This is a genomic window from Paenibacillus sp. Z6-24 (assembly GCF_054161335.1).
This window is the reverse complement of sequence record NZ_CP096398.1, coordinates 1,154,487-1,175,257: the sequence shown is the minus strand read 5'-3', so window position 1 is coordinate 1,175,257 and position 20,771 is coordinate 1,154,487. Positions and strand designations below refer to the sequence as shown.

Sequence of the window (20,771 nt, the reverse complement as noted above, 5' to 3'; positions counted from 1 at the left end):
TGCCTATAGAATTGCGGGAGCAAAGGATGCCATGTTTCCTTCAGCAACCGGTGAATGGGATGGCACAGACGCCCGTTCTGGAGCAGACTTGATCTCTTTGACCGGTCCTGCCAGAGATTGAGCCTGTTCTTCCAGTGCAAAAAGACGAGTAAACAGTTCGACTGTCTCTGCGCCATTTTTCTCGGCGGCCATTTCCTTAACCCGGTTAATCGGCTCGTGATTCATCTGATTGACGATACTCTTGGTCAGACGGCTAATCACTTTGCGCTGTCTTTCATCCAGCTCCGGCAGCTTGTTAAACAGGCTTTCCAGTGTCTCCTCATGAATGCGGGCACCACGCTCCTGAAGGGCGCGGATAACCGGTTTGACACCGAGTGTTTTCAGCCATTGCTGGAACACTTCCATCTCTTCTCGAATCATGCGTTCGATCTTGATCGCTTCGGCACGGCGCATTGCCATATTGCTTTCCACAATGCCTTCCAGATCATCAATATCATACAGGAACACATTGCTGATTTCACCAATCGCAGGGTCCAAGTCGCGCGGAACCGCAATATCAATCATAAAGAGCGGACGCGACTTGCGCTGTTTCATGCTCTCTTTGATTGTACCCGGGTCCAGGACGTAACCCTGTGCGCCCGTGGAACTGATCAGAATATCCACTTCATGCAGACGATGAACCGCTTCTTCCATCGTACACGGTGTACCGTTAAATTTGTGAGCCAGCTCCTGAGCCCGCCCCAGTGTGCGGTTCGCCACGATCACTTCTGCCGCCCCATTCGCATACAGATGCTTGACCGTCAGCTCACTCATTTTACCTGCGCCCAGAATCATAATTACCTTGTTATGGAAAGCACCAAAAATGCGTTTGCCCAGCTCTACGGCAGCATAGCTGACCGATACGGCACTTTCACCGATCATGGTCTCCGAATGCGCACGTTTGCCGAGCGTAACAGCTTGCTTAAACAACATATTGAACCATGTGCCCGTCGCCTTGTTTTCCTGAGCCAGCTGGAATGACCGTTTGACCTGTCCCAGAATCTGAGTCTCTCCCAGTACCATGGAATCCAATCCACAGGTTACCCGGAACAGATGGTCAATCGCCTGCTCATCTTCATATATATATAAATGCTGCGTAAATTCCTGACGGGAAATACCAAACCACTGCTCCATAAAGCTGCGGATAAAATGTCCACACATATGCAGACGGTCCAGTACAACATAGATTTCTGTACGGTTGCAAGTTGCTACAATGGTGCCTTCCAATACACTTTTGGTATCCTTAAGCTGCCGGAGAGCTTCCGGTAATTCTTCATCCGCAATGGCAAACCGTTCTCTTACTTCAACCGGTGCTGTGCGGTAGTTGAGTCCGACAACAATAATGTGCATTGCAAGTTCACCCACCTAGTCTAAAAGTTGTAACTTATCACTTTTCGTTCTTCACAATACGTTAATTATATCACAGCAAAAAGGGCAATTTCGCCGTCTTTATGAAATGTTTATGAAATCCCGACACATCTTCATGCATTATTAATCCAATATATTACCCGATCACAGTCATTCAAATAAAAGGGTTCCTACTGTACTATGTCGGCGGCGTTCTTTTATTTCTTTAACCAATTCTGCATGCCGATATACCTGAATACAGCAGATAAAGCCGCATGCATATAAAAAGGCATCCGATACACAGTACCAGATGCCTTTCTTTTAAGCGGTATTCAATTTCATTCTTTGCCCGTTTAAAGCAAAGCCTTAATTATCGATTAATCAGTTCGCTGGATTGCATCACTGGAGTCTCGACTTGCAGTTCTCCAAGACCACGAACCAGTTTTTTGGCATACGTTTTTTCAGGCTTTAGAACGGACACCAGGTAGTCGATCGCCAATTGTGGATCTACGGTCTCTCCGCAGGTATAACAGTCAATAGCCGCGAATCCTCTCTCAGGATACGTGTGAATCGAGAGGTGACTCTCCGACAACAAAACAAGCACTGTCGCCCCTTGTGGTTCAAATTGTTTGGATTGAACAGACATTACAGTTGCACCGCAAGCCTCAGCTGCTTCAACCATCTGAGCCTGCAAATATTCTGCACTGTTCAGCAAATCAAAATCTACACCCCAAGTATCAACAGCAACGTGTCTTCCGAAAGTTGAGTATTCCATCTTCCGGTTCCCCCTTCCTAGGAATAAAATGTTTGGAAATTTCATCCGCTAGGACCTACGTCATTCACTTCCCGAGGGAATAATCTCTCGCAACATTACCATGTCCTGAGTGAATCCTGGTTCCTATGTTATTTTCAACGAGATTAAAAATAACATCTATCGACACGAATTGCAAGCTTTTTTCGAATATTTTTGTGGGATGAGTAAGTCCATGAAAAAGCCCGGCTTTATGCGGTTTTACCCAATACGGCAGCCTGCCAACCACTACCGTTTTCTTATGCACTATCATGCATAAATATAACAAAAAAAAGACCATTCATCGGCATGATGAATGGTCTTTACATATGATTGGACACACAGGCAGTTAATCAGGCTTCCAGGCTAAACAACCGTTTCGCCTGAATCTGCAGCTCCCGGTCAATCTCCTCGTGAGGACCTGGGGAAGCGTTCCGCTGATCCAGCAGCTGATCCACAATCCGGCGGACCAGTTCGATGTCCGTCTCAATGGATGTGGACTGCAGTCGGGCAGTAAGCTCCAGCGACGCATTCTTCTGCCGATAGATCACTTTCTCGCCTTCTGCCGTATGCTCGGTGATCCTCTGCACAACACCCTGATCATAATCATATATCATTGTGAATCCTTTATAAATACGGTTCACAATGCCTGAGCCTTGGAAGGCGACAAACAATTTACGAATCATACTTGTTAAATGCGGGTTTACCAAGCGGAAAGACAACTCACAGACATAGCTTCCTTCTTTGAGGTCAAAAGGTAAATGAACTTCCTCACCATTTCGGGTACCGAACACCACTTCCTGACTGCCATTATCGAGTACTTTTACCCGGTGATGGACATGGGGATCTTCGGCATAGTGTATAAACTGGGACATTTGATCTTTCGACAACTGTAAACTGGCTTTGATATACTCTGTGGCTAACCGCTGAGCCATAAAAATCTCCTCAATTCTATTGGCATTCCAATATATTCATTATTATACATCAATCCTGAACAGTATTGCTTGCCGCCCGGGTCAACAATTTTCAGCATATTTTAGAGAAAAACGGATTAATTGCTCTAAAGAACGGAAAAATGCCCTTGATGCTCCATTTTTCTCGCTAAATACCTTGTTTTGCGGGTTGACCTATGAGTTTATGGCTTACTTGGAAGGAATATCATCTTCTTCGTGTTCGTAGTGGTTGTCGCTATTCTCTTCGCTCGCAGGCAGAGATTCCATCTCTTCCTCTTCCATCTCATCTTCATCGGCGGCAAAGGCATGACGTTCAATGACGGACCATAATTCTTCCTTACCCAGCCCTGTCTCCGATGAAAACATAACAAAATCGTCCTCCGGTACGAATCCCAGATCTTGCTTAACGATCTTCACATGCTTGTCCCACTTGCTGCGCGGGATTTTGTCGGCTTTGGTTGCTACGATGCAAATGTTGCAGTCATAGTACTTGAGCCAGTCATACATCATGATATCGTCTTTGGATGGCGCGTGACGCAAATCGATGACAAGCAATACCAGCTTGAGCGGTTCGCGTTCCAGCAGGTAGCGTTCAATCATTTTGCCCCAGGCTTCACGCTGGCTTTTGGATACTTTGGCATATCCGTAACCGGGGAAATCGACGAAATACAACATCTCATTGATCAGATAGTAGTTGAGATGCTGGGTCTTGCCGGGAGTGGCACTGGTACGTGCCAGATTTTTGCGGTTAATCAAACGGTTGGTCATGGAGGATTTGCCGACATTGGAACGTCCGGCCAGAGCTACCTCCGGCAGACCATCTTCCGGATACTGATCCGGACGTACGGCACTGATAATAAATTCTGCATTATTTACTTTCATAGGTTAGAAATCCCTTTCGTATATAAAATAAAATGAACGACGTGTGATGAAGCTCTGTTAGCGTTCGCTGACGGCCGTAATCACAAATGTGCCCGTTACCTTCATATCTTGCAACTTGCCTACCGAACTGATTCGCTTCTAGCCTAGTATATCATCTTTTGCCTTATTGCAGGCTTTCTTGTGCACAGTTATGGAGAGCGCCTGTGCGAACTCGGACGATATCTGGCTCAAATGGCTCCATCCAATACAAAAAGCGGCACCGCCCGCCGCTGTCTGGTGAGCGATGCCGCTATGATGAGATGATCCTGATCATCCCGCTGTATCACACATTTGCGTTGATTACCTGTCCTATCGATAGCATCCGCCCTGTGGATCGGCAGCATTTTTCGGTATCGATCCAATGATGGATCCCATTATCGATCCGGGCATACAGGTGTACAATTGCCGTTAAGCAGATACCGGCCCAGAGTACTTGTAGAGTAAGCACGCTTATTAATGCAGCGTCGTCTCGCGTACGAGCGCATGCTCCAGAACCTGATCCATCGTGGAGACCGGGACAAAGGTCAGCTCATCCTTGATGCTGTCCGGGATATCCTTAAGGTCACGTTCATTGTCCTGCGGCAGCAGAATCTTTTTGTAGCCGGCACGATGTGCGGCCAGCGTCTTTTCCTTGAGTCCGCCAATCGGCAGGACCCGACCGCGCAGGGTAATCTCGCCGGTCATGGCGACTTCCTTGGACACATAGCGTCCAGTCAGCGCAGAGATCAGTGCGGTGGCAATCGTAATACCTGCAGAAGGGCCGTCTTTGGGGATAGCTCCTTCCGGGATATGAATATGAATATCATTTTTCTCATAAAAGTCTGCCGGAATATCCAGTTCACCCGCTTTGGAGCGAGTATAGCTAAATGCCGCCTGGGCGGATTCCTTCATCACATCACCGAGCTTACCGGTGAGCATTAGCTTGCCGCTGCCGGGCACGACAGTCACTTCAATCGTCAGCGTCTCACCGCCGACTTCGGTCCAGGCCAGTCCGGTTACGCTGCCGATCTGGTCTTCTTTCTCAACCAGTCCGTAACGGAACTTCGGTACACCGAGATAATCCTTGATATCCTCCGGTGTAATCGTTACCTTTTCGAGCTTATCGGAGACGATCGCCCGGGCTGCCTTACGGCATAATGCGGCAATCTGCTGTTCCAGATTACGCACGCCTGATTCACGGGTATATTCACGAACCACTTTAAGAAGGGTATCTTCGCCGACTTCCAACTGCTCTGTGGTCAGACCATGCTCTCCGGTCTGCTTGGGCAGCAGGTACTGTCTGCCGATTTGCAGTTTCTCCAGCTCGGTATAACCCGGAATATACAGCATCTCCATACGATCCAGCAGCGGACGCGGTATGCTCTGTACACTATTGGCTGTCGTCACGAACATGACATTCGACAGATCGAACGGCACCTCGACAAAATGGTCGCTAAACGTATTGTTCTGTTCGGGATCCAGCACTTCCAGCAGCGCCGCCGACGGATCGCCGCGGAAATCGGATGCCATCTTGTCGATCTCATCCAGCAGGAATACTGGATTCATGCTGCCGGCATTGCGCATACCCTGGATAATACGGCCCGGCATCGCACCCACATACGTACGACGGTGACCGCGGATCTCCGCTTCATCACGTACACCGCCCAGCGAGATGCGTACAAACTCGCGTCCCAGTGACTTGGCGATAGAGCGTGCCAGTGAAGTTTTACCCACCCCTGGCGGACCGACGAGGCAGAGGATGGGCCCTTTGAGCTTTTTGACCAGCTTCTGCACAGCCAGATATTCCAGCACCCGTTCTTTGGGCTTATCGAGACCGTAATGGTCTTCATTCAGAATTCGCTCGGCATGATGCAGATCCAGATCATCGGTGGTACGTTTATCCCATGGCAGGCTGAGCAGCCAATCCAGATAATTGCGAATAATGCCACCTTCTGCAGAGTTGGCCGGTGTTTTTTCCAGTCGGTCGATCTCTTTCTCGATCTTCTCCTGTATTTTCTCCGGTACAGTCAGTTCAGCCAGCTGCTGACGCAGCTCTTCGGCTTCACCTGCTCGGCCTTCCTTTTCACCCAATTCCTTCTGGATCGCCTTCATTTGTTCACGCAGATAATATTCACGCTGCGTTTTTTCCATTTGCTTTTTGACACGCTGGTTGATTTTGCGTTCCAGTTCCAGCACTTCACGTTCATTATGCAAAATATCCAGCAGACGTTCCAGACGTACATGTACATCGATCGCTTCCAGGATATGCTGCTTGTCTTTGATTTTGATCACCAGATGGCTCGTAATGACGTCAGCCAGACGACCTGGTTCCTCAATATCCGACACAGCTGCCATAGTCTCCGGAGTGACTTTTTTGGACAGATTAATATAGTGTTCAAATTCGGTCAGTACCGTGCGCATGAGTGCATGAACTTCAGGATCGTTGTTCTCTTCCTCGGGCAGTTCCCTTGCCTGTACTTCGTAGTACTCTTCGTTGTCCGTATATTCAATCACTTCAGCACGTTCCAGACCTTCCACCAGCACACGCATGGTGCCGTTGGGCAGCTTGAGCATCTGCCGTACCTTGGCAATCGTACCTATTTTGAAAATCTCATCCTGACTTGGTTCTTCAATATTAACCTCCGATTGGGAGCAGAGAAGAATCAGGTTATCATCGACCATCGCCTTTTCTAAGGCCTTCACGGATTTATCCCGCCCTACATCCAGATGGAGTACCATACTTGGATATACGAGCAGTCCTCTTAAAGGCAGCAAAGGAAAACGACGTGCCTTATGTTTATGTGGTCCCATCGCTTTCATACCTCCTATAATTAGTGCGTATCATACTGCCTATATCATTCCTAAGTTTAACAAATATCCTGTCGAAACACCAATGACAGCCATCCAAACTAAAAAAAGATACTGACAGAAGCAACTCACTTCTATCAGTATCTTTACAGGACTCTGCTGACCCTATGATCAGCAGTCATCCTTTTATACATCTATCTTTGTAACATTTAAAATTGCAGATAATATACAGCTATGAACAGCATTATAGCCTCATACACCAGGTGGCCTGGAGCATTTCACTGCTGCATGATGCCAGCCTTCTTGCGGATAATTACGGCTGGACTACAGGCGCATGACGTTCTTCGCGTCCCGGAATCTTGCCTGTCGCTTCAAAAGCTTCCACGATAGCATCGATTTCCTTCTTCAATTCAACGACCATATCGGCCTCAGGCACTTTACGGATCATTTTGCCGTAACGGAACAGCAGTCCTTCACCACGGGCGCCGGCAATACCGATATCCGCTTCCTTGGCTTCACCAGGCCCGTTAACCGCGCAGCCCAGTACAGATACTTTGATCGGCACTTTGAGCTTGGAGATATACTCTTCCACTTCATTGGCAATGGAGAACAAGTCAATATCCAGACGACCACAGGTCGGGCAGGATACGAGTGTAGCTGCATTGGAAATCAGGCCGAATGTCTTCAGCAGCTCACGGGCTACTTTAACTTCCTCTACCGGGTCTGCACTCAGAGAGATACGTACTGTTGATCCGATCCCCATGGCCAGCAGTGCACCAATACCCGCCGAGCTCTTGATCGTACCGGAATGCAGTGTACCGGCTTCCGTGATCCCCAGATGCAGCGGATAAGGGATGACTTCTGCAGCTTTGGTATAGGCTGCAATTGCCATTGGCACATCCGAAGCTTTGAGGGATACGATAATATCATGGAAATCAAGCTCTTCCAGAATACCGATATGGAACAGTGCGCTCTCTACCATGGCTTCCGGTGTCGGGTAACCGTATTTCTCCAGCAGATGGTTTTCCAGTGAACCGGCATTCACGCCGATACGAATAGGTATATTTTTTTCTTTGCAGGCACGAACAACCGCTTCGACTTTTTCACGTTTACCGATATTACCCGGATTGATCCGCACTTTGTCGATGCCGTTCTCAATCGCCAGCAGAGCAAGCTTGTAGTTGAAATGGATATCGGCAACAAGTGGAATATGGATGCGCTTTTTGATCTCTTTAATCGCGGCAGCCGCTTCTTCGTTGTTAACCGTTACGCGAACCAGCTGACAGCCGGCTTCTTCCAGGCGCAGAATCTCAGCAACAGTCGCTTCCACATCTGCGGTCTTGGTCGTGCACATACTCTGGATCAGAACTTCATTGTTGCCTCCAATAGTCAGGTCGCCAACTTTGACAGGTCTAGTGTTTTCTCTCAAAAACATGGTTTCTTCTCCCTTGCATTTGGGCTTAACCGCAAACCAGCCTTTATCCTGCAAAAAAGGAAAAAGGCCGGCGCGATATGATTTATACATAATGGAAGTCAGCCGGGCAGGGTGGCATCAGACAGTTACTGATGCCATCCGCTCCCTTGATCAGGCGCTTTCTTCCTGCTTTTTATCTTTACCGGTCTGGAGCTCAGGTACAACTTTGCTCTCTACCACTTGTTCTGTAATGACGCATTTGGTCACATCGTCACGGGACGGTACTTCATACATCACATCAAGCATAATGCCTTCGATGATGGCACGCAGACCACGGGCACCTGTGTTGCGTTTGATCGCTTCACGAGCAATGGCTTGCAGGGCATCCGGTTCGAATACGAGTTCCACATTGTCCATTTCCAGCATTTTGGAATACTGTTTGATCAATGCGTTCTTCGGTTCGGACAGAATACGTACCAGTGTCTCTTCGTCCAGAGGTTCCAGAGCGGAGATAACCGGCAGACGTCCTACAAATTCCGGGATCAGACCGAATTTGAGCAGATCCTCAGGCAGTACCATACGCAGGTATTCGCCTGCTTTCAGGTCTTTTTGTCCCTGATTCTCGGAATTGAAACCAATCACTTTTTTACCGATCCGGCGTTTGATGTATTGTTCCAGACCATCAAAGGCACCACCGACGATAAACAGGATGTTGGTTGTATCGATTTGGATAAACTCCTGATGAGGATGCTTACGGCCACCCTGTGGTGGAACGGAAGCTACAGTACCTTCCAGGATTTTGAGCAGTGCCTGCTGTACGCCTTCACCGGATACGTCGCGAGTGATGGAAGGATTCTCGGATTTGCGGGCTACTTTATCGATCTCATCGATATAGATAATGCCGCGTTCCGCTTTCTCTACATCATAGTCGGCAGCCTGGATCAGTTTGAGCAGAATGTTCTCAACGTCTTCACCGACATAACCTGCTTCGGTCAGGGACGTTGCATCTGCAATCGCAAACGGCACGTTCAAAATGCGGGCCATTGTTTGCGCCAGCAGTGTTTTACCGGAACCTGTCGGTCCTACGAGCATGATGTTACTTTTTTGAAGTTCAACGTCTTCAATTTTGCTCTGCGAATTTACGCGTTTGTAGTGGTTGTATACCGCTACGGAAAGGGATTTCTTAGCTTGATCCTGACCGATTACATACTGGTCAAGAATAGAACGAATCTCCTGTGGTTTCGGGATATCCTTGAGATCCAGCTCTTCTTCGTGACCGAGCTCCTCCTCAACAATCTCCGTGCACAGTTCGATACATTCATCACATATATATACACCAGGACCTGCTACAAGTTTGCGGACCTGATCCTGTGATTTGCCGCAAAAAGAACATTTAAGCTGTCCTTTTTCATCGTTAAATTTAAACATGTCTACACCCCTTCTTAGCTTGTGAGCGGACGAGTAATAACCTGATCGATCAATCCGTATGCCTTGGCTTCCTCAGCCTCCAGGAAATAGTCACGGTCCGTATCACGCTCAATTTTATCCAGCGTCTGGCCGGTACGCTCTACATAAATCTGATTTAACTTCTGACGCGTCTTGATGATCCATTCCGCGTGAATTTTCATATCCGATGCCTGTCCGCTGATCCCGCCAAGAGGCTGGTGAATCATAACCTCACTGTTAGGCAGGGCGAAGCGTTTGCCGGGAGCACCTGCTGTTAGCAGCAGGGAGCCCATGCTGGCTGCCATACCCATACAGATCGTGGACACATCAGGCTTAACGAATTGCATTGTATCGTATATACCCATCCCTGCTGTGACAGAACCACCGGGAGAATTGATATACAAATGGATATCTTTTTCCGGATCTTCTGCAGCGAGGAATAATAATTGTGCAATAACAAGATTGGCTACGTGGTCATCAATCGCCGTATTTAAAAATATGATACGGTCCTTGAGCAATCTTGAGTAAATATCATAAGATCTTTCGCCTCTACTGGTTTGTTCAACAACCATAGGTACCAGACTCATAGAACCAACCTCTTTCTTTTCAGGGAATATGACGACAGATATATATATTAGTACGAAAATACGAATACAGATTCTATTTTAACATGTACACTGCGTCATGTCATTTTTTCAAAGATGAATATTTGGAAAACATGCATCATATAATAATACCCTGCGTTTATGGTGCCAAACACTGATGGTAAGATATTTTGCTGAAGCAAAAATCACTTTTCTATTGGAAGCAGGGTCGCGTTTATGATGCCAAACGCTGAATGTAAGATATTTTGCTAAAGCAAAAATCACTTTTTTATTGGAAGCAGGGTCGCGTTTATGGTACCAAACGCTTTAGATAAGGAAAAATAAGGCACGTCATTAATACGTGCCTTATTTGAAATGGTTGCAAAAAATGCAACGCGGTTATGAAATTGTGGAATTATGCCTGTTCAGCTGCTGCTTCTACTTCTTTACTGCCATCTACCAGCAGTTCGATTGTTTTGCGCAGTTTGATTTCTTCGGACAGACTAGCCAGAGAACCATTCGCGGACAGGATGCTGCGAACTTCTTCAGCGCTGCGTTGGAACTGAGAAGCCATTTTCTTCAGTTCAGCTGTTACTTCGTCTTCGGAAACTTCAATGTTCTCTTCTTTGGCGATTTGCTCCAGAACAAGGTTGTTACGAACACGTTTTGCAGCTTCTTCTTTCATTTGCTCTTTGAGGTCGTCTGTTGTCTGGCCGGAGAAGCTGGAGTACATGTCCAGATTCATGCCCTGTTGACGAAGACGGTTATCGAAGTCGCGAACCATGTTATCGGTCTCGGCACTAACCATAGCATCCGGGATTTCAATTTCAGCGTTTTCAGCTGCTTTTTCTACAACTGCTGCTTCTTTGGCTGCTTTTACTTCGTTTTCCTTGCGGGAAGCGATTTGTCCTTTGAGATCTGCTTTGAATTCGTCCAGTGTATCGAATTCACTAACATCTTTCGCGAACTCATCATCCAGCTCAGGCAGGTTTTTGCGTTTGATTTCATGCAGTTTTACTTTGAACACAGCTTCTTTGCCAGCCAGTTCAGTTGCATGGTAGTTCTCAGGGAAAGTAACTGTTACATCTTTGAAGTCGCCAGTCGCCATACCCACTACCTGCTCTTCAAAGCCAGGGATGAAGGAGTTGGAACCCAGCTCCAGGGAGTAACGCTCTGCTTGTCCGCCTTCAAATGGAGTACCGTCTACAGATCCTTCGAAGTCGATGGATACCGTATCGCCATTCTCGGCAGCACCTTCTTCAACTACAGACAGTTCAGCATGACGCTGTTGCAGACGCTCCAGTTCGCTGTTGATGTCTTCGTCTGTTACTTCTACTTTGGATACCGGAACTTCCAGTCCTTTGTAGTCGCCCAGTTTTACTTCTGGTTTTACAGTAACTTTGGCTTTGAATTTGAATGGTTGGCCTTTTTCGAACTGCTCGATTTCGATTTCAGGACGGTCAACCGGGAAGATGTCAGTCTCATCGATTGCTTCGGAGTATGCTTCCGGCAGCAGGATGTCGATTGCATCATTGTACAGGCTCTCTACGCCAAAACGCGCTTCGAAGATGGACCGTGGTACTTTACCTTTACGGAAACCTGGTACACTTACAGTTTTGCCTACTTTATTAAAAGCTTTATCGATTGCTGCGCTTACACGTTCAGCAGATACTTCTACTTCAAGAACGCCAAGGTTCTTTTCTGTTTTTTCCCATTTTGCTGTCATTTCAAGAATTCCCCTCCAAAAAATATTAACATGAATTGATTATTGAAATTATATACATTTCACGTGCAGAATAACCACTATAGTATATACAACAATTCATGTTTTATCAAGTTTGTTTCTGCACTGTGTTTAGATGTTCGGCCCCTGCCTGTTCAGCGGGGCATCTGGCTGGATACAAACTGGTGAATCGCGCGGTAAGCCTGTTCATAACGGAAGCGGATGCTGTCCGTTACTCCGTACATGCTGCGCGTCTCTTCTTCATTGCTGCTGCCTTCAAGTGTCTCTGCTACGGTATGATGCAGCGCAGCCGCCCAGATATCAATCTCCGCATCATCACCGCGTGTGATCCAGATATAATTCTGCGTTCCATAGATGCTCATAATGAACTGGGTCCAGAGCTCCTGGGCAAAGTAAAACAGATTCGGTGCGCTGATCTCGGCCTTGTCGGATACGCGCTCCAGAATCTGGATGATGGTCAGCGGAAACTCTGTCGGGTCCAGCGGGACAGTCTCCACCTCGATATCCACCCGTTCATGCTGATGCATAAAGGACACCGTCCCACGATAACCGCGGCGGCGCAGCGTCTGCAAAATACGGAACTGGATCAGCGGATGAATCTGGTGATCGTCTCGCAGCCATTCGATCAGGCGCTGTTCGATATCCGGCTGTTCCAGATAGGACAGTTGTTCGAGCGCCAGCAGTGTGCGTTCCGATACCGGACGCTCCATCGCTGTCTTGAGCAGCTTTTCTTCATATAAACGGTCTTCGGATTGCCTCAGACGGATGCGCTCGCGCATAATCTGCTCATTATTGGCAGCAGAATCTTCATCCTCGCCGGACACCTGACCTTCGAAATGGCCATGTGAAGACTCCGGGAACGTCGTGCGCAGCCATCCGAGCAGCGACTCCCATTCTTCCAGCTGGCGCTGATCCTGCCCCTGGCACTGCAGCAAAAACTCCAGCAGGCCCATGGCTTCATGATAGCGCTCCGTTTCAAGCATATTGGTCAATTCAACCTGATAATAGTCGAGTGTCTTGGGAAACAGGACTACATTCCGATTGCTGTCTGTATGTGAATTCGTTGAATCAGTGATAACGGCACCTCCTACATTCATCACATGGTCTGTGACTTTATGATTATAGCACAGCTTGTGCATGGCTCAAAAACGCTGCTTCCTACTATAATGTATATAAACCATATCGGCCGATACGACCAGAGAGAAGCATAATTCTTATATAAACGATCCTTTAGTGGACAAGCACACCGAGGTTTATTTCTCTCCGGCATACTGAAGATACAGGCAGGCAAGCAGCCGCTCATTAATTTTGCTTGCCTTCCAGCTTGGTTCATGATATTATATTTTTGTTGCGCTTGAAATATTGAATATTTGTCCCAGTAGCTCAGCCGGATAGAGCAACGGCCTTCTAAGCCGTCGGTCGGGGGTTCGAATCCCTCCTGGGACGTACTAAAATGAAAAGAAGCCTTTCACCTGCCTATGGTGATTGGCTTCTTTTTTAGTTTACGGGTGCGTTCGATTGTTGAAGTCATTTTCGCCATGACAGATATCCCGTAATTTACATAATCTCTTCCTGACTGGAAGATGTCGTATTTTTCTCAAGCGGGTAATACATATCCCATTTGTCCCGGATGCGGGTCATGAGCTCCATCACATCGGTAGTCAGTCTCATCGTATGCTCTTCCTGCTCTCCGCGTACACACCGGTTCATGTATTCCACTTCATAAGCAAGTGCCTGACTGGACGATCCGGCCTTAATGGTCTCTGTCCGGCCATCGGTATAATGGACAATCGCCTGATCCGCACGAGAGAATTCTTTTACCTCAATATACCCCTTTTCACAACCAATCATGCCCGATCGGGGAATAGAAGCATTCAACGCGAGCGAGACAGCAGCCAGTTCACGTTGACTCGTTTTGAGAATAGTAGTGGACTGAGTATCCACGCCGGTCGGTGCCTTTTCCACACTCGTCAAAATCTGCTCCAGTTCACCTGCCAAAAAGCAGCGTACAAATGACAGGGCATATACTCCCATATCCAATAATGCACCTCCGGCTAACTCGGGATTGTAGAAACGGTTGCCGGGATCGTACTTCTTGGGACTGCCCATGGAGACATTGATCATTTTGATGGCACCGAGACGGCCGCTTTCCATAAATCTACGTAGCTCCTGATAGAGCGGCATATGATAAATGGTCATTGCTTCCGCAAGCACCAGCTTTTTCTCCTCTGCCAGTGTCCGGATCTCCTGCAGTTCCCTGCTGTTCACTGTAATCGCTTTCTCACAAAAAACATGCTTGTTGGCATGAAGACATTTCATCACGTAGCTGTGATGGTTGCTGTGAGGAGTAGCTATATATATGATATCGATTGCCGGTTCGAGCAGCATCTGTTCAAAATCGTCATAAGCATGTTGTGCACCGCATTCGGTCGCAAATTCTCTGGCCCGTTCCATATCACGTGAGCAGACGGCGAAGACATTGCCGTTTACCTGGCGAATCGCTGCCGCAAAATCATGTGCAATTTCTCCTGTGCCGACGACCGCCCAATTTAAACTGTTCATAGGCTTGCCTCCTTGTTGCTTCAGTCTTCCTTATTATTACCCGTTCCGACAGCTCTCTTACCAGCAAACGCAAAAAGACGATCGCTCACCCTCCCGGGCAAGCGTACCGTCTATGCAAATAGAGAAATAGATGATAAATAGGCTTTTCTCTAACGGGTTATCTGGTCTGCCGCTAACCGCGCCTTTGCCGCGGAGAGTATCTCTGACGGAATATGGATAAGGCTGTCTACCTGAACAGGAAGTCCGGTGCGGATCGACTGATTGGCAGCGATGCCTGTCAGAATGGAACGTGCTCCGTCGATATGGTTGGCAGCCCGGTGGAACGGATCTTCGGCAGGCTCGCCGAACAGATCGTTCAGCAGCTCCGGGTCGCCGCCGCCATGACCGCCTGCTTTCTCCTCTACCTCCACCTCGTAAGGCTCGGCGAACATGGGGAATACAGTGATCTGTTTGCCCTCCAGTGCCCCTTCGTCGGCTTTGTCTCCGCCGGCATTGACGTAGGATTTCTCGATCACCTGCATTTCGATCCGTCCGCGGGTGCCGTTGAAGGCAATCCGGTAGCCTTCCCATGGCATATACGCATTCAGGGAATAAGTGAGCATCGCTCTGTTCTTGTAGCGGACAATGACGCTCATCGTATCTTCAATGCTGATGCCGTCGCCAAACACACTCTGGTCGCGCTGGTAGCCGTCTTCATGCTCGGCATCCAGATACATTGCTTTGAGATTGGGATTGTCGTCCAACGTAAGCGCGAACGGATCGCCCTCTGCTGCCGGATTGCCGGTTGCCCGATTATAAAAGGAAGTAATGCCGCGCTGCTCTGCATTTTCCCGGCCATAAAACAGCAAATCGCCAAAAGCAAATACCGTCTCCGGCTGGGAGCCGATCCAGAAGTTGACCAGATCAAAATGGTGGGTCGACTTGTGTACGAGCAGTCCGCCGCTGTTACGCTTGTCCCGGTGCCATCGGCGGAAATAATCCGCGCCATGCTGGGTATTGAGCAGCCATTCAAAGTGCACGGAAGTGACTTCGCCGATCGCTCCGTCACGGATCAGTTCGCGCGCCCGGGTATGATGAGGCGCATACCGATAGTTGAAAGTCACTCGCACATTACGTCCGGTACGTGCAACAGCATCCATAATCTCCTGGCATTTATGCTCGTCAACGGTCATCGGCTTCTCGGTAATAACATCACAGCCCAGTTCCATCGCCCGGATGATATAACGGTGATGGGTACGATCCACACTGGTCACGATGACGATATTGGGCTGCTTTTCCCTGATCATCTCGTCAAAGCGGTCGGCAGTATACAAATCGACCGGGGGATAATCATATTTTTGCTCCAGCAGCGTATTGGCATAGCGGGCCCGCGTCTGATTAATATCACAAAAAGCAACCAGTTCGGCCGTGTCACGAAAATCACGGGCAATCGCCCCATAAAAAAATTCCGCACGTCCACCTGTTCCTACAAGTGCGTATTTCTTTGGCTTCATCGGTGTATTCCTCCTCAGAATCGGATAAGGCTGTCTGAGACCAGATTAGCAAAGAAAGCGGTACTGTTCGCCGCAAATGATGCTTTCTTTTGGTAATACCGCTTATTTTGTTATGCTATACTTTATATGGTTAGCGCTTACAATAGAAAGGAGAAATACACGATGTTTTCGGATATGCAAAGCAATCTGACCAGTCCGCACGCGTTGGTCGCTGAATATACGGTACGCAGCGATTATTTTGCCATGGCGACCGAGCATGTACATCCTCATTATGAAATGTATATTTTGCTGTCGGGGGAACGGACTTATTTTATCCGTGATCAGATCTATGAGGTGCGTACTGGAGATATTGTATTTATAGGGAAAAATGAGCTGCATCGGACCCTCCCCGGAGAGCTGCCGGAGCACAAACGGATTGTGGTGTATTTTAATGACCGGTTTGTAGAGCAGCATTTTGGGGAACATGAACAGTGGCTGCTGCAGCCTTTTCAGCGTGATTATCCAGTCTTCCATGCCGCTGTTCGTGATCAGGCGCTGATCCAGCCGGTCATTCAGCAGCTCGTACGCGAACTGACCATGCAGGCGGAAGGATACGAGCTGCTGATCCATCATCTGGTGATGGAACTGCTCATTCACTGCGCCCGCAGCCCATTCACAATTGCAGCTGAACCCATAACCAGCCGCACCGCCGTGCAGCAGCAGATGTCGGATATTGCCCAGTACATCAAGCAGAATCATCAGCAACCGCTGTCCCTACAGGGTATTGCGAATCAATTTCATCTGAGTCCCTCGCATCTGAGCCGGATATTCAAACGGACGACCGGATTTCATCTGACCGAATATATGAATACGGTACGCATCCAGACGGCCCAGCAGCTGCTGAGAGAATCGGATCTCAAAATTATCGATATTGCGGAAACGTCAGGGTTTGGCAACTTCTCCCACTTTGGAAAAATCTTCAAGCAGATGTGCCAGGTCAGTCCCCGGGAATACCGTGCAGCTGCACGTAAAGAGAGCCGCCTGTCGGCACATCAGTAAAGATGGCTAAACCCGGCGATTGTGATGCTAAGCGCCGTTAAGTCACGTTTACGATACCAAACGCTGGTTGATTGGCATCGTTAGCCTAGAGCTGCGGAGGGGCCGATGATGTCAGAAGTGCACGCAGCAGCAGTGAGGCGGTGCCGTCTTCATGCTCCAGCAGCACCCAGTTAACTGCAATGGTGTCCTTGAGCTGCTGCGCCTGCTCCAATGTGAGTTGCAGACCGTCCAGCCGTCCTTCTTCCCCCTCGGTATAATCACGTCCCGCCTTCATATCCAGCGCGTACTTGAGCCAATTTTTCATGCCCGGTACGGTAGTAAAGGTCATACGGTATCCGTTACGTACTGCCTGCACCAGATGTTCACCATGCTCGGCGGCATAATCCATCCACTCGGCAAAATCAATATCACTGCTGCTGGCTGCCCGCAGTGTGGCATCTTCCTGCTGATCCAGTGACTGGATCAGCACTTCTTCGGCTATTCCATCCGAACGCAGACGCTCAATAAGAATGGCACTGCGCTGAGAGATTCTTACCTGTTCTGTCATCTGTTTGTCCTCCATTGCTTCATTATTAATTGTACCACTATCGTATCATATTTCTGACGGCATATGCCTCTGTCAGTTGTCACGGCGAATTGGACGGGTATTGGCGAGCAGCAGCGCACCAAGCAGTGCCAGAATCGCCAGCGACCACAGCAGTGTGTTCATCGCATCCTCATAATCGACAATGATGAGACGGATAATAGCAGTGATGCCAATATAGATGAAGTAACGCAGCGGGAAATGAAATCCGCTTTTGAAATATTTGACGATCAGCGCGATAAACTCAAAGTACAAAAAGAACACAAGCAGCTTGTCCATAAACTCATACGCGTTCATCCCTGAATTGCCGCTTATAAAGATAAAGCTGAAAATGTACCAGGTTTCTTTTAACAGGAAAAAGCATAATGTAAAAGCGATCAATCCGAGTGTAATATTCAGTACAGCCTGCAGAATAGTCGGAACTTGCTGTACATGCCGCATCCAATTCTTCATATCTGGATCCTCCTGTCTGTGATGTTATTTTATGGTATAGACTGTTTACATCCAGGAACGCTGCCAATCGGTAAGAGATGAATTGAGTATACAATTTGCCCTGATCAGCTGCAATAAATGGATGATATGCGAATTTCAATATTTGATTGTTGGTCTGTATTTCCTTAAATAGAAAAAGCCAACTCCTGTATACAAATACACGAAAAAAGCTCTCTTCATTCCAATGAATGAAGAGAGCTTTTTTACGTCCCAGGAGGGATTCGAACCCCCGACCGACGGCTTAGAAGGCCGTTGCTCTATCCAGCTGAGCTACTAGGACAAATGGTATGTAGAATTAAGCGACAAATGATATTATACCGTAATTTATAATTTTTTCAAATATATTTTTTAATCGTCATTCGCCAGCCCTTTCTATCTGGTATATACTGGCTAAACAGGTTGATATTCAATAGTGGAAACATATATTTAAAATTTTGCTGAAAATCTTAGTCCTTATTATCCGAAAATAAGTTTTAATTGGGAAAATGTGTATTATAATATAACTAGAACTATTTAACTACTACGTAAACGTTATGATTTCCCCATATATTGCAATCGTTATCATATCGGCTGATATGCAATTGAACTGAAATGGAGGTATCCATGATGTCTAACTCCCTATCCGGTCAGGAATCAGGGCATCCCATGCAGAATTCATCAAATGAACCTACCGACTCCATTGCTTCCATTACATGGGACGAAGATATTCCAGACAGCGGCAAGCACGGATGGGTCAAGATCAAAGATAATCGGATTCATGTATTCCCCCCGCGTCAGGGTGGACGTCCTGCTTCGATCCGCGGGATCGCTCCGGTCACACTTATCGTAAACAAAAATATTATCGCCGGCACCGCTCCGATCGGTGAGGAAGATATCGTCACTTGGGAACTGCAGCATGATCCGCTGTTCGAGATCAAAGTCGCTCCGAATAAAATGGAAGCCTACCTGATCCTGCATGACCGGGTCCGGTATGAATGGAATCTCGTGGATACTCCGGCAGCTGCCCAAGTTACGGCCCAGGCTGTACCCAATCATGAACGCGTGACCGAGACGCTGGAGTTCACCCATATTATGGATGCACTGGAGAGCCGCCATATCATCAAAAATATCGATAAAGCAGCCATTTTGCAGGAATTGGAATTTCCTTCTGGCAAACCGATCGTTGTCGCACGCGGACAGGAATCCATACCGGGAACCGATGCCCGGTTGGAACTATTTTTCCCGGAGCAGATCGAATCTGTCTTCCACGAAGCCGGCGGCATCATTGATCATCGCAGCTATCGCCGTATTCCTTCGGTACATGAAGGCGAAGTCATTGCCACCAAACACGCCCCGGTCACCGGAATGCCCGGTTATGATGTGTTCGGTAATGAACTGCCTCCACGGCCTGCACAGGATCTGGAAATCACTCCTGGCGAATTTACCGAAATGAATGCAGCGGGCGAGATTATTGCTCTGCGTCCGGGTCGTCCACGAATGACGGGTCGCGGTAACCGCCGGCAGGTGGACATTTCCATTGCCTTTGTCGTAAGCGGCGATGTGGATCTGCGTACCGGTAATATCGTATTTGCCGGAGACGTGATTGTCCATGGCAATGTGACCGACCACATGATTATCGAATCGCTGGGCAATGTATATATTCACGGCAATGTATACAATTCCACGATTACAGCAACCGGCAGTATTTCCATTCAGGGTACGGTGATTGGTGGACGGGTTTATTCGGGCTATTTTGGCGTCATGTTCAACCGGATGTATGCCACGTCGAAGCAGCTGAGTCACGAAATGCGCCAGCTCGGTATGGCTGCCCAGGTGCTCGCCGACGAACTGCGTACACGTAATCAACCAGTGCGATACAGTCAGATGGTCATGCTGCTGATCGAACGCAAATTCCGGAATATTCCTGAATTTGGGCGCGAACTGCTACAGGTTTTTTCCAGCATTCAATATATTCAGACCAAGGATACCGAGCAGCTCAAGCTGATGCTCGCCGATCTGATGAGCTCTGCCAGCATTCTGAAAAAGGTGGATGAGCAGACGGTCCTGAGCATGCGCGGGTATCTGGATCGGCTGTATGCCAGTGTATCCAGCATGCAGGAGATTCAGGTCAATATCGAGTTGTCCCGCTGCCAGTCCAGTGAAATCAAATCCAACGGTGATATTCTGATTACCCGTGAAGGGGTGTTGCAGAGCAATCTTTACTCCGCGGGCAGCATTGCCTTTATGAAAGATCAGTCGGTATGCCGCGGCTCTCGGCTGGAGGCCGAAGAACGCATTATTGCCGGTACGGTCGGCAGCGATGCCAATGCCCGCTGTGTGCTTCAGGCCAAGCAGCATGTATATGTGAAGCGGCTCTATAACGGCTATATTATCGTGGATCAGCATCGCTGGAATGTGATCGATATGATGCATGATCAGCTGTTCGATGCGGAATATATGCAGCTCCATGCTCCGATTCATTCCACCACCACAGTGTAGGGAATGGTTGGACGAAGATCGTATAATTGTGCAAACAGGTAAATAGATAAGTACGACAACACCAAAAAAGGCTGATGCCAGGTCAGAGGAAATGACCGGG

Annotated in this window: 17 protein-coding genes and 2 tRNA genes; 4 read left to right on the top strand and 15 right to left on the bottom strand. The window is 48.1% G+C overall.

The genetic code is table 11. The features are described 5' to 3' along the window. Positions 1–3 precede the first annotated feature (3 nt). From hemA to yihA, 4 genes are all read right to left on the bottom strand, one after another. Positions 4–1,389 carry a glutamyl-tRNA reductase gene (gene hemA, locus M1D61_RS05260; protein ID WP_458121446.1) on the bottom strand — a complete coding sequence of 462 codons (1,386 nt, stop codon included), beginning with the start codon at positions 1,387–1,389 and terminating at the stop codon, positions 4–6. A gap of 367 nt (positions 1,390–1,756) precedes the next feature. Beyond that, the gene (gene speD, locus M1D61_RS05255) at positions 1,757–2,161 is read right to left on the bottom strand and encodes an adenosylmethionine decarboxylase (RefSeq protein ID WP_017814088.1); all 405 of its coding nucleotides are present in this window, start codon (positions 2,159–2,161) and stop codon (positions 1,757–1,759) included. A gap of 368 nt (positions 2,162–2,529) precedes the next feature. Then, the gene (locus M1D61_RS05250) at positions 2,530–3,111 is read right to left on the bottom strand and encodes a non-ribosomal peptide synthetase module (protein ID WP_458121445.1); all 582 of its coding nucleotides are present in this window, start codon (positions 3,109–3,111) and stop codon (positions 2,530–2,532) included. Between the two features lie 207 nt (positions 3,112–3,318). Beyond that, complete coding sequence (gene yihA, locus M1D61_RS05245) at positions 3,319–4,011, bottom strand: ribosome biogenesis GTP-binding protein YihA/YsxC (protein ID WP_458121444.1); 693 nt, start codon at positions 4,009–4,011, stop codon at positions 3,319–3,321. 180 nt (positions 4,012–4,191) lie between these two features. Between yihA and M1D61_RS05240 the strand changes: the two genes are divergently transcribed. Beyond that, positions 4,192–4,314, top strand: coding sequence for a hypothetical protein (locus tag M1D61_RS05240; protein WP_458121443.1), 123 nt, complete (start codon positions 4,192–4,194; stop codon positions 4,312–4,314). Between the two features lie 189 nt (positions 4,315–4,503). On the opposite strand, the gene lon is transcribed toward M1D61_RS05240, so the two are convergent. The 6 genes from lon to M1D61_RS05210 form a co-directional block, all read right to left on the bottom strand. After that, a complete protein-coding gene (gene lon, locus M1D61_RS05235) occupies positions 4,504–6,840 on the bottom strand; it encodes an endopeptidase La (RefSeq protein ID WP_458121442.1) in 2,337 nt (778 codons plus the stop codon). 310 nt (positions 6,841–7,150) lie between these two features. Further along, positions 7,151–8,272, bottom strand: a complete 1,122-nt coding sequence (gene ispG, locus M1D61_RS05230; RefSeq protein WP_458121441.1) for a flavodoxin-dependent (E)-4-hydroxy-3-methylbut-2-enyl-diphosphate synthase — start codon at positions 8,270–8,272, stop codon at positions 7,151–7,153. Positions 8,273–8,422: 150 nt separating this feature from the next. Further along, positions 8,423–9,679 carry an ATP-dependent protease ATP-binding subunit ClpX gene (gene clpX, locus M1D61_RS05225; RefSeq protein WP_046215728.1) on the bottom strand — a complete coding sequence of 419 codons (1,257 nt, stop codon included), beginning with the start codon at positions 9,677–9,679 and terminating at the stop codon, positions 8,423–8,425. A 14-nt stretch (positions 9,680–9,693) separates the two neighbouring features. Beyond that, a complete protein-coding gene (gene clpP / locus M1D61_RS05220; protein ID WP_046215729.1) occupies positions 9,694–10,284 on the bottom strand; it encodes an ATP-dependent Clp endopeptidase proteolytic subunit ClpP in 591 nt (196 codons plus the stop codon). 412 nt (positions 10,285–10,696) lie between these two features. Beyond that, on the bottom strand, positions 10,697–12,007 hold the full coding sequence (gene tig, locus M1D61_RS05215) for a trigger factor (protein WP_458121440.1): 1,311 nt from the start codon (positions 12,005–12,007) through the stop codon (positions 10,697–10,699). Between the two features lie 152 nt (positions 12,008–12,159). Continuing rightward, positions 12,160–13,122, bottom strand: coding sequence for a hypothetical protein (locus tag M1D61_RS05210; protein WP_458122412.1), 963 nt, complete (start codon positions 13,120–13,122; stop codon positions 12,160–12,162). Between the two features lie 275 nt (positions 13,123–13,397). Here M1D61_RS05210 and M1D61_RS05205 point away from each other — a divergent pair. Then, a tRNA-Arg gene (locus M1D61_RS05205) sits at positions 13,398–13,471 on the top strand. Positions 13,472–13,582: 111 nt separating this feature from the next. On the opposite strand, the gene M1D61_RS05200 is transcribed toward M1D61_RS05205, so the two are convergent. Next, on the bottom strand, positions 13,583–14,587 hold the full coding sequence (locus tag M1D61_RS05200) for a Gfo/Idh/MocA family protein (protein WP_458121439.1): 1,005 nt from the start codon (positions 14,585–14,587) through the stop codon (positions 13,583–13,585). A gap of 149 nt (positions 14,588–14,736) precedes the next feature. After that, positions 14,737–16,080: a Gfo/Idh/MocA family protein gene (locus tag M1D61_RS05195; protein WP_458121438.1), complete on the bottom strand. Its 1,344-nt coding sequence runs from the start codon at positions 16,078–16,080 to the stop codon at positions 14,737–14,739. A 162-nt stretch (positions 16,081–16,242) separates the two neighbouring features. On the opposite strand from M1D61_RS05195, the gene M1D61_RS05190 reads away from it, so the two are divergent. Beyond that, entirely contained in the window at positions 16,243–17,118 is an 876-nt protein-coding gene (locus M1D61_RS05190) for an AraC family transcriptional regulator (RefSeq protein ID WP_458121437.1), read from the top strand. A gap of 85 nt (positions 17,119–17,203) precedes the next feature. Here M1D61_RS05190 and M1D61_RS05185 read toward each other — a convergent pair whose 3' ends face one another. The 3 genes from M1D61_RS05185 to M1D61_RS05175 form a co-directional block, all read right to left on the bottom strand. Continuing rightward, the gene (locus M1D61_RS05185) at positions 17,204–17,665 is read right to left on the bottom strand and encodes a hypothetical protein (protein ID WP_458121436.1); all 462 of its coding nucleotides are present in this window, start codon (positions 17,663–17,665) and stop codon (positions 17,204–17,206) included. Positions 17,666–17,737: 72 nt separating this feature from the next. Beyond that, positions 17,738–18,154 (bottom strand): phosphate-starvation-inducible protein PsiE, encoded by a 417-nt coding sequence (gene psiE / locus M1D61_RS05180; RefSeq protein WP_458121435.1) that lies wholly within the window; start codon positions 18,152–18,154, stop codon positions 17,738–17,740. Between the two features lie 245 nt (positions 18,155–18,399). After that, positions 18,400–18,473 (bottom strand) — tRNA-Arg (locus M1D61_RS05175). A 323-nt stretch (positions 18,474–18,796) separates the two neighbouring features. Between M1D61_RS05175 and M1D61_RS05170 the strand changes: the two genes are divergently transcribed. Next, positions 18,797–20,671 (top strand): DUF342 domain-containing protein, encoded by a 1,875-nt coding sequence (locus M1D61_RS05170; RefSeq protein ID WP_458121434.1) that lies wholly within the window; start codon positions 18,797–18,799, stop codon positions 20,669–20,671. The last annotated feature ends 100 nt before the right edge of the window (positions 20,672–20,771 follow it).